Source organism: Janthinobacterium sp., assembly GCF_031995485.1.
In the GTDB taxonomy this organism is placed as follows: Bacteria; Pseudomonadota; Gammaproteobacteria; order Burkholderiales; family Burkholderiaceae_D; genus Janthinobacterium.
The window spans coordinates 225569-238535 of record NZ_DAMAGB010000001.1 but is presented as its reverse complement, the minus strand read 5'-3'; the positions used below and the strand labels follow the sequence as shown (position 1 = coordinate 238535).

Annotated in this window: 8 protein-coding genes and 1 pseudogene; 2 read left to right on the top strand and 7 right to left on the bottom strand. The window is 65.0% G+C overall.

Features of this window, described 5'->3' with window-relative positions; translation table 11 throughout:
* Positions 1–190 precede the first annotated feature (190 nt).
* Positions 191–1363, top strand: coding sequence for an A/G-specific adenine glycosylase (gene mutY / locus RTQ46_RS01120; protein WP_312434037.1), 1173 nt, complete (start codon positions 191–193; stop codon positions 1361–1363).
* A gap of 113 nt (positions 1364–1476) precedes the next feature.
* Here the strand turns inward: mutY and RTQ46_RS01115 are convergent, their stop codons facing one another.
* From RTQ46_RS01115 to pilM, 7 genes and pseudogenes are all read right to left on the bottom strand, one after another.
* Positions 1477–2613 carry a deoxyguanosinetriphosphate triphosphohydrolase gene (locus RTQ46_RS01115; RefSeq protein WP_312434035.1) on the bottom strand — a complete coding sequence of 379 codons (1137 nt, stop codon included), beginning with the start codon at positions 2611–2613 and terminating at the stop codon, positions 1477–1479.
* 2 nt (positions 2614–2615) lie between these two features.
* On the bottom strand, positions 2616–4235 hold the full coding sequence (gene aroKB, locus RTQ46_RS01110) for a bifunctional shikimate kinase/3-dehydroquinate synthase AroKB (RefSeq protein WP_409518285.1): 1620 nt from the start codon (positions 4233–4235) through the stop codon (positions 2616–2618).
* A 100-nt stretch (positions 4236–4335) separates the two neighbouring features.
* Entirely contained in the window at positions 4336–6555 is a 2220-nt protein-coding gene (locus tag RTQ46_RS01105; protein WP_312434032.1) for an Ig-like domain-containing protein, read from the bottom strand.
* Positions 6556–6670: 115 nt separating this feature from the next.
* Positions 6671–7993, bottom strand: a pseudogene (locus RTQ46_RS01100) (type IV pilus secretin PilQ); the annotation flags it as partial.
* A gap of 92 nt (positions 7994–8085) precedes the next feature.
* On the bottom strand, positions 8086–9099 hold the full coding sequence (locus RTQ46_RS01095) for a pilus assembly protein PilP (RefSeq protein ID WP_312434031.1): 1014 nt from the start codon (positions 9097–9099) through the stop codon (positions 8086–8088).
* Positions 9100–9101: 2 nt separating this feature from the next.
* Positions 9102–9689, bottom strand: coding sequence for a PilN domain-containing protein (locus RTQ46_RS01090; RefSeq protein ID WP_312434030.1), 588 nt, complete (start codon positions 9687–9689; stop codon positions 9102–9104).
* The gene (gene pilM, locus RTQ46_RS01085; RefSeq protein WP_312434028.1) at positions 9686–10318 is read right to left on the bottom strand and encodes a pilus assembly protein PilM; all 633 of its coding nucleotides are present in this window, start codon (positions 10316–10318) and stop codon (positions 9686–9688) included. Before pilM ends, RTQ46_RS01090 begins: the two co-directional genes overlap by 4 nt.
* Before the next feature lie 269 nt (positions 10319–10587).
* Here pilM and RTQ46_RS01080 point away from each other — a divergent pair, with 269 nt between their 5' ends.
* Positions 10588–12933 carry a penicillin-binding protein 1A gene (locus RTQ46_RS01080; RefSeq protein ID WP_312434027.1) on the top strand — a complete coding sequence of 782 codons (2346 nt, stop codon included), beginning with the start codon at positions 10588–10590 and terminating at the stop codon, positions 12931–12933.
* The last annotated feature ends 34 nt before the right edge of the window (positions 12934–12967 follow it).

Genomic DNA, 12967 nt, shown 5'->3' with positions numbered 1-12967 from the left:
GAACCTGCGCCTGGCCTCGATCCAGCGCATCCACGACGCGACCGACAGCCTGGAGCAGAAGATCGCCGGCTTCGAAGCATCGCTGGCGGCGCTCGAACGCGACAAGGCGCAGCTGGCGCAGCTGAGTGTATCGCTGCGCGCGGCCATCGCCTGCTGATATCGAAACATTGAACCCATACCGGAACCCTGCATGAAACGTCTGCTGCATCCGCTATCGCCCGAAACGGGCGCGGCACCCATCGAAGATTATATTGACGCCACTTTTTCCGCCACCGTGATCGCCTGGCAAAAACAGCATGGCCGCCATGCGCTGCCATGGCAGAACACGCGCGACGCCTACCTGATCTGGCTGTCCGAAATCATGCTGCAGCAAACCCAGGTGGCCGCCGTGCTGGCCTATTACGCGCGCTTCCTGGCCCGCTTCCCTACCCTGCGCTCGCTGGCCGGAGCGCCGGTGGAAGACGTGATGGCGCAGTGGAGCGGCCTCGGTTACTACACGCGCGCGCGCAACCTGCACAAGTGCGCGCAGCGCGTGGTCAACGAGTACGATGGCGTGTTTCCCAGCGACCCTGCCTTGCTGGCCGAGCTGCCCGGCATCGGCCGTTCGACGGCGGCCGCCATCTCGGCCTTTTCCAGCGGCACGCGCGCGGCCATCATGGACGGCAACGTCAAGCGCGTGTTCACGCGCGTGTTCGGCATCGACGCCTATCCCGGCGAAAAAAAGGTCGAGCAGGCCATGTGGCGGCGCGCCGAAGCGCTGCTTCCGGAAACCGGGATCGAGTCCTATACCCAGGGCCTGATGGACCTGGGCGCCACGCTGTGCACGCGCAGCAGCCCCGACTGCGGCCGCTGCCCCTTGCAACCGCGCTGCGTGGCATACGCCACCGGCCGCACCAGGGAGCTGCCGGTGCGCAAGCCGAAAAAGACCAGTCCCGAAAAACACACCGTCATGCTGGTAATCGTCGACGGCGGCCAGGTGCTGCTGCAGCAGCGGCCCGGCACCGGCATCTGGGGCGGTTTGCTGTCCTTGCCGGAACTCGATGGCCATGTGCTGATCGATGACGGGGACGACGAGATTCCACGCGTGATCGACCAGCTGGCCCTGGCGCGCGCGGTGGCGCCGTTCGGCGAAATCGAAACGCAGGACTGCCTGCTGCCGTTCGTGCATGTGTTCACGCACTACAAGCTGCATATCGTGCCCTGCCGCATCACGCTGGCGCGCCGGCTGGCCACGGCCGCCGAAGCGGGCTACGTCTGGCTCGATGGCGACAAGGTGGCGGACGCGCCGCTGCCGGCGCCGGTGAAGAAGCTGCTGCTCGATCTGCTGGGCGATGCGCGGGCGGCGCAGCGCAGCATGTTTTAGGGGACGGTGGCGGTGTCGGATTACGCGCTTGCGCGCTAATCCGACCTACCCTTTCCCATGGCACGCAGGTCGGATTAGCGTAGCGTAATCCGACAACATCGTTGGCCGTCTAATTACAACTCGTCGAGCGAATACAAGCGCCGGTGCTCGCGGATCGCATAGCGGTCCGTCATGCCGGCGATATAGTCGGCGATCTTGCGCGCCTGCGCGGTCGTGCTGCCGTCCTTCAGTTGATAGTCGGGCGGCAGCAGCGCCGGTTCGGCCATGAAGCTGTCGTACAGCTCGCGCACGATGCGGCTTGCTTTGACGCGCATGCGGTTGACCTGGTAGTGGCGGTACAGGTTGGCGCGCAGGAAGCGTTTGAGTTCCGTGGCTTCCTTGCGCATGCCATCGGAAAAACGGATCAGCGGCGCGCTGGCGCGCACTTCGTTGACGTCGCGCGGGGCGGCGTCGGCGATCAGCCGGGTCGAGGTGACGATCAGGTCGTCGGCCAGCGCCGTGATCAGCCGGCGCAGGGTTTCATAGACGGCGCGCCGGCCCGACAGGCCCGGATACATGGCTTGTACCTCGCGCCACAACCGGCCAAAAAATTCCACCTGTTCCATTTGCTCGATGGTGATCAGGCCCGAGCGCAGGCCGTCGTCGATATCGTGGCTGTTGTAGGCGATTTCATCGGCCAGGTTGGTCAGCTGCGCTTCCAGCGTCGGTTGGGTGCGGTCGATAAAGCGTTGCGCGACCGGCCCCAGTTCGCGCGCATGCGCCAGCGAGCAGTGTTTCAATATGCCTTCGCGCGTCTCGAACATCAGGTTCAGGCCGTCGAAAGCGCCATAATGCTCTTCCAGCCGGTCGACCACGCGCAGGCTTTGCAGGTTGTGCTCGAAGCCGCCGTGTTCCACCATGCACTCATTGAGCACGTCCTGGCCCACGTGGCCGAATGGCGTGTGGCCCAGGTCGTGCGCCAGCGCGATGGCTTCGACCAGGTCTTCGTTCAGGCGCAGGTTACGCGCGATCGAGCGGCCGATCTGCGCCACTTCCAGGCTGTGCGTCAGGCGCGTGCGAAACAGGTCGCCCTCGTGGTTGAGGAACACCTGGGTCTTGTATTCGAGGCGGCGAAACGCCGAGGAATGGATGATGCGGTCGCGGTCGCGCTGGAACTGGCTGCGCGAGGCATGCGGCGCCTCGGCAAACAGACGTCCCTGCCCCTGGTCCGAACGGGCGGCGTAAGGAGCGAGGAAGTCTTCGGGCGTCATGGTCAGGCGACTCCGGCTGCCAGCGTGGCCAGCACGAGGTCATGGGGAGCGGCCGTGATGCATGGGCTGCCCAGCGGTTTCAACAGGATGAACTTGATGGCGCCGCCCTCGTTCTTCTTGTCCACTTCCATCAGTTCGAGCCAGCGCGCCACGCCCAGGTCCGGCGCCTTGACGGGCAGGCCGGCGGCAGCGACCACCTTGCGCACGCGTTCGACGGCCGCCTGGTCGATATAGCCCATGCGGCACGACAGGTCGGCCGCCATCACCATGCCGCAGCCGACGGCCTCGCCGTGCAGCCACTGGCCATAGCCCATGCCCGCCTCGATCGCGTGGCCAAACGTGTGGCCGAAGTTCAGGATGGCGCGCAGGCCGCCTTCGCGTTCGTCCTGGCGCACCACGTCGGCCTTGATTTCGCACGAACGGGCAATCGCATACGCCAGAGCACCCTTGTCGCGCGCCATCAGCTTGGCCATGTTCGCTTCGATCCAGTCAAAGAAGGCCGCGTCGATGATGGCGCCATGCTTGATCACTTCGGCGAGACCTGCCGACAGCTCGCGCGCCGGCAAGGTTTCCAGCGTCGAGGTATCGGCGATCACGGCGCGCGGCTGGTAGAACGCGCCGATCATGTTCTTGCCCAGCGGGTGGTTGATGCCGGTCTTGCCGCCAACCGAGGAATCGACCTGCGCCAGCAAGGTAGTGGGTACTTGCACAAAGCCGATGCCGCGCATGTAGCTGGCGGCCGCGTAGCCGGTCAGGTCGCCGATCACGCCGCCACCCAGCGCCACCAGGGTGGTCTTGCGGTCGCATTTGTTGGCCAGCAGCGCATCGAAAATCTGCATCAGGCTGGCCCAGTTTTTATACTCTTCGCCGTCCGGCAGCACGATGCTGATTACCTCGCGGCCGTCGCTGGCCAGCGCCGCCTGCAGGCGGCCCAGGTACAGCGGCGCGACGGTGGTATTGGTGACGATGGCCACCTTGTGGCCGCTGATATGGCGCAGCAGCGCGTCGGCGTCGGCCAGGAGGCCCGGGCCGATGGCGATAGGGTAGCTGCGTTCGTCGAGATCTACGCTCAACAACATTTTGGATTGCTCGTTCATCGAAGGCTCTGCATGAATGACGCAGTTGGGCGAGGCCTCGCATTCGAGGCTGGCCAGCTGCATCAGGATAGTCTGAACCATCGATTGTACGTTAGGACGGCCCGTATCGATCACAATGTCGGCCACTTCCAGGTAATGCGGCTCGCGCTGCGCCGTCAGGTTTTCCAGCACCTTGCGCGGGTCGGCCGTCTGCAGCAGCGGGCGATTCTTGTCGTGGCTGGTGCGCGCCAGGATGTTGCTGACGCTGGCGCGCAGGTAGATCACCGTGCCGCGCTCCTTCAGAAAGGCGCGGCTTTCCGCATTCAGTACGGCGCCGCCGCCGGTGGCCATCACCAGTCCTTCCTGCGCGCACAGGTCGCGGATCACCTCCGCTTCGCGCCGGCGAAAGCTCGGCTCTCCCTCGATTTCAAAGATCAGCGGGATCGACGCCCCGGTCCGGGCTTCGATCTCGTGGTCGGAATCGACAAAGCGCAAGCCCAGCTTGCGGGCCAGGATGCGCCCGATCGTGGTTTTGCCTGCGCCCATGAGGCCGACAAGGAAGATATTACGGTTGGAGATTTCAGCCACTTTGTATATCAATCAGAAAATAACGGGCGCCCACTTTGCAACGCCCGCAGCCCTTGCATCAAGGACAAGAGAACGTCAGTTTGAACGGATAACTGGTGGCGTTGCCCAGCGGCGTCGTCACCGTCACATTAAACGTGCTGGCCACCGGACCGGCGCAACCGGTCGGCGTCAGGCTGCTAATTGTAACGGCATGCCGCACTCCCTGGTCACCTTGAATGTTGGCGCCGGTACGATCGTCGACACCCGATGCGTTATGCGGATAGACATTTTGTATGCTGTTGGGGGTAATCGAGGCGACGGCGTTGACCACATTCGTGAGCGCCACCGTGCTTCCGGAGGGCATGGGATTGAGGTTCAGGTCGCTGAAGCGCAGGCTGAACTGGCGCGATACCGAGCTGGCAACGGTACCCAGGTCATATGCGCCGTCCTTGAAGCTCACCTGGCTCAATGGATCAAACAGGGTGAAATTGCGCGGATGGCTGTCACTGAGGAAGATCGCAATCTTTGCGAACAGTGTCTTGCTGCCGTCGGAGGTACTGGCGCAGACGGTGGCCAGGCCGGGCCACACGCTGTCGGCCGTGCCGCCGTTGGCGACATCATTGCAGGGCGTTGCCGGCGGGTTGGTCGCCGTGCGCGGGTTCTGGCTGCGGAAATCGACCGAACAGCCGCCGTTGATGGTGGTGCAGCCGCCCATGCTCGACGAGCCGACGGCGCCCAGGTTACTCTGGAACACCACCGGTGTGCCATCGGAAACGGGATTGCCGGCCTGGTCTGCCAGCAATACTGTCACGGTGGTGGCGGGCGTGCCGACCGGGCTGTCATACGACCAGCCTTCCACGCTGGACTTGGTCGAACTGAGCGAAAAGGCCGTTTGCACCGGCAGGCCGGTGGTCACGAGGATGGAGTCGGACAAGGTAGAAATGCCGGACGCCAGGCTGGCGCGCACGCGGAAGGTGGTTGGCGTCGTGCCGGAATTGACAGTGGTAATGACATCGCCGTTGGCGTCCGTCATGTCCCTGACCTTGTTGAGCGTCATGCCGGGACCGTTGACGAGGGCGAACATCACTTCCTGGCCCGCCAGCGCCTTGCCGAAGGTGTCGACCACGCGGAACGTCAGGGTCGCCGTTTCCGTGCGCGACAGGCCACCCTGGCCCTGGATCACGATCGATTTGCCGACCGGGCTGACGGCGGCAAACTGCACTGATGCCGCTGCGGGCGCGGCCACCGACAGCGTCGCGTGCAAGGCACTCTGGCTGCCCGTCACCATGGCGTACACCTTGTCGCTCAGGCCGCAGCCCAGGTCGCGGTATGTGGCCAAGGCCTTGCCGTTGACGACAGGCACGCCGCTGGTCACGCTCGCCTTGCCCAGCGTGACGCAATTCGATCCGAAATCGACGGTCAGGCCGGTTCCGGTATACAAGCTGGCGCCCGCCATGATATCCACCGAGACGGTGGTAGTGCCGTAAGCAGGAATGCTGCTGGGCGAAAAGACCAGGTTTGCAGGCAGCAGGTCGGTTGCTCCCAGCACATAGTTAATCTGGCCGCTGGCGACCATGCCGTTGGCCGTGGTGGTGGCCTTCAGGGCGGCCGCGCCGCTGGCCGACAGGCTGAACGGGCGCAAGATCACGCTAGCCGTGCCGCTGCTGTCGGTCAGCGCCGTGCCCACCGATGGCGACATGACGGCCAGCGCGTTATCGGTGGAAAACTCCACCAGCGCATTGACGATGGGCTGGCCATTCAGATCGCTGACGACGGCCTTGGCGGTCAGCGGCGTCGCGCTCGACAAGGCATTGCTGGCGCTGCCGCCGCTGAGCAGGGACAGCGTCATTTTCGCGCCCGCCGCCGGTGCCGCCTTGATTTCATAACTGGTCTCGCCGCTGAGGGTGGTCGTGCCCGCAGTCACGGTGGCCGTGAGCTTGCCCGCGCCGGTGATCGTGGCGCTGAGGGGAACGAGCTTGATGCTGGCATAGCCCTTGGCATCGGTCAGCGCGGTGCCGTTGCTGGTCGACAACGTGACCAGCGCCGCATCCGCCGCGAACGTGACGACCGTATTGCCGACCGGGGCGCCATTCTTGTCGATAACCAGCGCCTTGGCGGTCAGGGGCGTGGCAATGCCGAGCGCGTTGCTGGGCTTGTCGGCCGCATCGTACAGGCCGACGCTGATGGCCGCCGCCACGCCGCCGGTCGTGCCGCCGCTGCTGCCGCTGCCGCTGCCGCCATCAAGAGTTGGATCGCCGCCGCCGCCACCGCAAGCGGCCAGCAAGATGCCGAACGTCATCAGCATCAGCCAATTACATGCCCTGCTCCAATAGTTGTTGCTCTGGTATCTATTCGACATCGTTGCCCTCAGTCCTCTTTCGTTGGCATTGTTACTTAAACGTAAAGATGTGACATTAACGCGTTGGGGGCCGGTCTGCCACTATTTTCGGCGTAATAAACACCATTAACTCGGTTTTTTCTTGACTGCGGCCGGTGCTGCGGAAAAAAACGCCGAGCAGCGGGATGTCGCCCAGCAGCGGCACCTTGCTTTGCGTGCCGCGTTCGGACTGCTGGTAGATGCCGCCCAACACCACCGTGCCGCCGTCTTCCACCATCACCTGCGTCCTGACGTGCTTGGTGTCGATGGCAAAGCCCGAGCGTGTCTCCTGGCCCACGCTGTCCTTGTTGACGTCGACCTCGAGCACCACGTTGCCGTCCGGCGTGATCTGCGGCGTTACTTCCAGGCGCAGGTTAGCCTTGCGAAACGTGATCGAGGTGGCGCCGCTGCTGGTGGCCACCTGGTACGGCAGTTCGATGCCCTGCTCGATCAGCGCCAGCACCTTGTCTGCCGTTACCACGCGAGGGCTGGAAATGATCTTGCCCTTGCCGTCCGCTTCCAGCGCCGACAGTTCCAGGTTCAGGAAGCGGTTGGCCGCCGCCGAAAACAGGCTCAGGGCAAAACTGGCCGGCGGCAGGCCATTGATGCTGGCGGCCGGCAGGTTGACGAACTGGGTATTGGGCACATACGCGCCGGCACCCGCCACCGCCTGCCCGGTCGCCTCCCCCACGCCCTCATAGGTGCCGCCGACCGTCGCGCGCCGTCCGCCGCCGATGGCAAACCCGGGCTGGCCGCCCTGGACCAGGCGCAGGTCGGCAAAGCCCAGGCGCGCGCCCAGGTTGCGGCTGAAACTGTCGTTCGCTTCGACGATGCGCGCCTCGATCAGCACCTGTCTGGTGGCGATGTCCGTGCGCGCGATCAACAGGCGGATCTGCTCCAGGCGCGCCGGCACGTCGGTGATGAACAGCTGGTTGGTGCGCGGCTCGATCAGCACGCTGCCCCGGCGCGACAGCAGGCGGCTGCGCCCTTCCCCCGCATCGAGCGCAAACACGCTGCGGAACGCCTCGGCCTTCTGGTAATTGAGCTGAAACACCTCGGACTGCAGCGGCTCGAGTTCGGCGATCTGCGCGCGCGTTTCCAGTTCCAGCTTTTCGCGCGCCAGGATTTCCTCGCGCGGCGCGATCCACAGCACATTGCCATTGCGCCGCATGTCCAGGCCCCGCGCCTGCAGCACCACGTCGAGCGCCTGGTCCCACGGCAGGTCGCGCAGGCGCAAGGTGACGTTGCCGGCCACGCTGTCGCTGGCGACAATATTCTGCCCCGAGGCGTCGGCCAGCATATGCAGGGCCGCGCGCACGGAGACGTTCTGGAAATCGATGGAAATCGCTTCGCCCGCATACAGCCGCGGCGCCGTTATTTGCACCACCGCTTGCTGCGCGACGCCGCCCATCGGCAGCGCCAGCAGCACCGTCAACAGCATGCCACCAGGCCTCATTTTTCCTTCTCCTTCGCGCCAGCGCCCGCCACCTGCAAGGCCAGGCTGCCGCGCCGCTCGCGCCACACGCCGTTCGCATCCTGCGCCACTTCGCGGTAGGCCAGCGCCTGCTCGCCGATCTGCGTCACCACGCCATGATCGTGCCCCAAGTGCTGTCCTGTCCTGATCCGGTGCAGGCGCTGGCCCGCCTGCAGCAGCGCATCGAGGCGGCCATGCTGCCGCACGCTGCCGACCATGGCCATGTCGGACAGCGCCACGCTTTCCAGCGGCTCGCGCACGCGGCGCAGGTCGGGCGCGGCCACGCCACCGGTGTGCGCGTCATGGACTGCGACGGCGCCAAACGGATCGGGCAAGTCACCGGCGGCATAGTCGCGCGGCACAAACCCGGATAGCGGCACTGCTGTCAGGGGTCCGGCGGAGGGTTTCACTTTGGACTTGGCCATCGCCGCCTGTTCCTGCGCATCGGGCAGGCGAAATGCGCGCAGCACCGCGTCCAGCGTGGGCGGGCCATCCTTGCCGCCATTTAAAATGACCGCCTGCATGGTGACGATGCGCGGCAGGCGCGCCAGGTCGGCCGCAAATGCACCGATGGCGTGATAGCCGCCGCGCACCCGGATGGCGATCGGCATGGCCACATAATGGGCTTGCGGCTCGGGCGTGCCCGGCTTGAACAGTTCGAACTGCAGGCCGCGCGCCAGGCCCGCCTGGTTGATGTCGGACAGCAGGGACGCCATCTCCTGCTGCCGCGGCAATTGCTGCTCCAGCGTGGCCAGTTCGGCGGCCGCCGCCTGCCGGCGTTCGCGCAGCTGCGGCAACTGGCCCGCGCGCGCCTGCGCCTGGCCGTAGGCGGCGCGCAGTTCGTTTTCCTGCGCCTGCGCCGCTTGCAGGCGGGACAGCAGACCGCCCAGCTGCGCCCACCATGCCAGCGCCAGGCCCAGCACCGCCAGCAGCGCGGCGCAGGCCAGGCGCATGGACTTGGGCCAGGACACGGCCTGTTTCAGGCTCAGCATGGTCAATCCCCCGGCCGCGCAGCGGTCAACTGCAGCTGCAGCGTAAATTCCATGCCGCCCTGGCTTGAACCGGCCAGCTGGCGCACCTCCTGCAACTGCGGCTGGCAACTGGGCAGCGTTTGCGCCAGCGCCAGCAGCAGCGCCGGGACCTGGTCCTGCGAGGCTGCCCGCCCCTGCAGCGTCAAGCGGCTGCCGTCCTGGCGCAGGCCATGCAGGGTGACGCCGCCTGGCACTGCCTGCACCGACTGCACCGCGCGCGCCAGCGCCTCGAAGACGATGACCCAGTCATTGCGCTGCGCCTGCAAGCCGGCCACAGCCTGCTGGCGCGCGGCCAGCACGGCCGTCTCGCGCTGCGCCAGCCGGGCCGCCGCAATCGCGCCGTCGCTGCCCCGCATGGCTGCGCGCCAGTGCTGCTGGCGTTGCTCATGGCTAGCGATGGCAAGACCGAAGGCCGCCCCTGCCGCCAGCGCCAGCAACAGGCCGCACAGCACGCCGCCGGCCAGCAGGTGCAGTACCTCACGCTCGCGCTGGCGGCGCGCCGCATGCCGGTGCGGCAGCAGGTTGATGCAAACCGCCGCCTGCGCGCTCATCGGGCAAACCCGTGCAGCGCCAGGCCCCAGGCCAGCTGGTACGCGGCACCATCGGGCAAGGCTTGCCAGCCGCCATGTGTCATGCCTGCCTGCAGGGCCAGCGCTTCGCTGTCCATCACCACCGCCTGCAGGCCGGCGCTGGCCGCCGCATCGAGCCGGCGCTGCACGCCGGCGCGGCGCGCCGCCACCAGCAGCACCTCGATTTCGGCGCCGCCCGGTTCCGATCCCGGCGGTGATGCCGGGGCCGGGCCCAGGATGCAGAAATCCAGGCTGGCGTCCTCGATGGTGAAAGGGATGTAGTGCACCGCTTCCAGTTCCACCAGGATTTCCAGCTGCTCTTCAGGTAATCCCGCCGGCAGCCGGATGGTCTGGGTAATCAGGCTATCGAGAGGCATGGCCAGCGCGGCGCGACGGCAACGGCTGCCGCTGGCCTGGCAGGCCTGGCGCACGCTGGCGGCGAGCAGGTCGATATCGTCGATATTGCCGTCGACCAGCACGCCCGGCGCCAGCGCCGCCATGCCGCAGTGGCGGCAATACAGGACGCCGCGGCGCCGGCCCAGTTCGATCACGCGCACGGCTGTCTCGCCGATATCGACACCCAGCAAGCCCGGTTGATTGATGGAAAACATGGTCACTCCCATGGCAGTACCTCCGAAATGCTAGTCCCGGCCCAGCCATGATGACAACCGCTTTTCCGCCGCCTTCTGCGGCGCAGTCCGCCTATCTGCCCGTGCCATGATCTGGCGCAGGACAATTGTTACCAAATCCTTGTTGCCAGCCAGCATAGACACGCTTATATAGAGTAGCGACAAGATTGCAGCGAGCCGCCAGGCGCGCCGTCCGCGCCACAAGCTCGCTTATAATTGGCCGGCATAATTAACTGAAAGACATAACGCGCATGACATCTTCCACATCCGCTGGCAACGCTGGCTCGAAGCCGCCCCCGAAGGGCAGCAAACCCAAACGCTTTTTGCTGATGGCCCTGATATCGCTGGTGGGCGTGGGCGTGGTCGGCGTCTTGCTGGTGGTGTTTGGCCTGGCGATGGCGTATCCGAACCTGCCGGCGCTCGACACCCTGACCGATTACCGGCCGAAAATGCCGCTGCGCATCTTTACCTCGGATAGCGTCCTGATCGGCGAATTCGGCGAAGAGCGGCGCAATATGGTGCACATCAAGGATATTCCCGATGTCATGAAGAAAGCCGTGCTGGCCATCGAGGATGACCGCTTCTACGAGCACGGCGGCGTCGATTACCTGGGCATCACGCGCGCGGCACTGCACAACCTGACGGGCGGCGCCAAGCAGGGCGCCTCGACCATCACGCAGCAGGTGGCACGCAATTTCTTCCTGTCCAGTGAACAGACCTTGAAGCGCAAGGCGTATGAAGTGCTGCTGGCGTGGAAGATCGAAAAAAACCTCAGCAAGGACCAGATCCTCGAGGTCTACATGAACCAGATCTACCTGGGCCAGCGCGCCTATGGTTTCGCCTCGGCCGCGCAGATTTATTTTGGCAAGAATATCCGCGACCTGACCGTGGCCGAAGCGGCCATGCTGGCCGGCCTGCCAAAGGCGCCGTCGGCCTACAACCCGGTGGTCAACCCGAAACGCGCGCGCCAGCGCCAGCAATACATCCTGCAACGCATGGCGCAGCTCGGCTACATCACGCCAGCCCAGTACGAAGAAGCGAAAAACGAGGAACTGAAGGTCAAGACCGACAGCAGCGCCTTTGGCGTGCATGCGGAATATGTGTCGGAAATGGCGCGCCAGCTGGTCTACGAGCAATTCAAGGAAGATACCTACACGCGCGGCCTGAACGTCTACACGACGATTACCAAGGCCGACCAGGATGCCGCCTATCTCGCCTTGCGCAAGGGCGTGATGGATTACGAGAAACGCCACGGCTACCGCGGTCCGGAAGCATATATCGACATTCCGAAAACCAAGGCCGAAGCCGATGACGCGATCGAGACGGAGCTGGCCGACCATCCGGACAGCGACGACATCATCGCCGCCATGGTGCTGCAGGCCTCGCCCAAGTCCTTGCAGGCGGTCACCTCGGCCGGCGAGGAAATCAATATCACCGGTTCCGGCCTGACGTTTGGCGCGGCCTGGCTGTCGGAAAAAGCGGCAGCGAACCGCCGCATCCGCCGTGGTGCCGTGATCCGCGTCATGCGCGAAGGCGACACCTGGGTGCTGACGCAGATGCCGGAAGTGCAGTCGGCGTTTGTCTCGGCCAGCACCACCGACGGCGCCATCCGTGCCATGGTTGGCGGCTTCGACTACAACCGCAACAAGTTCAACCACGTGACGCAAGCCTGGCGCCAGCCCGGTTCGGCCTTCAAGCCCTTCATCTACTCGGCCTCGCTGGAACGCGGCCTGTCGCCGGCCACCATCATCAACGACGCGCCGATCTCGTTCGACGCGGGCCAGACGGGCGGCCAGGCGTGGGAACCGAAGAACTACGACAGCAAATACGACGGTCCGATGACCATGCGCAAGGGCCTGATGAAATCGAAAAACATGATTTCGATCCGCATCCTGCACAAGATCGGCGCCAAGTACGGCCAGGAATACGCGACGCGTTTCGGCTTTGACGCCGACAAGAACCCGCCCTACCTGACCCTGGCCCTCGGTGCCGGCAACGTCACGCCGCTGCAGATGGCCGGCGCCTACGCCGTGTTTGCCAATGGCGGCTACAAGATCAACCCTTACCTGATCGCCAAAGTCACCGACAGCGACGGCAAGGTGTTGTCGGAAGCGAACCCCGACAAGGCCGGCGACGACCGCAACCGCGTGATCGACGAGCGCAATGCCTTCATGATGAACAGCATGCTCAACGACGTGGTGCGCTTCGGCACGGCCAACAAGGCGATGGCCCTGAAACGTCCTGACCTGGCCGGCAAGACGGGCACCACCAACGATTCGATCGACGCCTGGTTCGCCGGCTACCAGGCCAAGCTGGTCGGCATCGCCTGGATCGGCTACGACCAGCCGCGCAACCTGGGCAACCGCGAAACGGGCGGCGGCCTGGCATTGCCGATCTGGATCAGCTACATGGCCAAAGCGCTGAAAAGCATCCCGGTCGAAGAACGCGCGGTACCGGAAGGCCTGATCCATGTGGGCGACGAGTACTACTATGCGGAAAATCCGCCGGGTACGGGCGTGGGCAGCCTGGAAGGCGCGGCAAGGGGGACGCCGGAGGAAGAGAAGGCGAAAGAAGCGGTGAAGAACGAGTTGTTTTAAACACGCAGGTCGGGTAGGTCGGATTAGCGCGCAG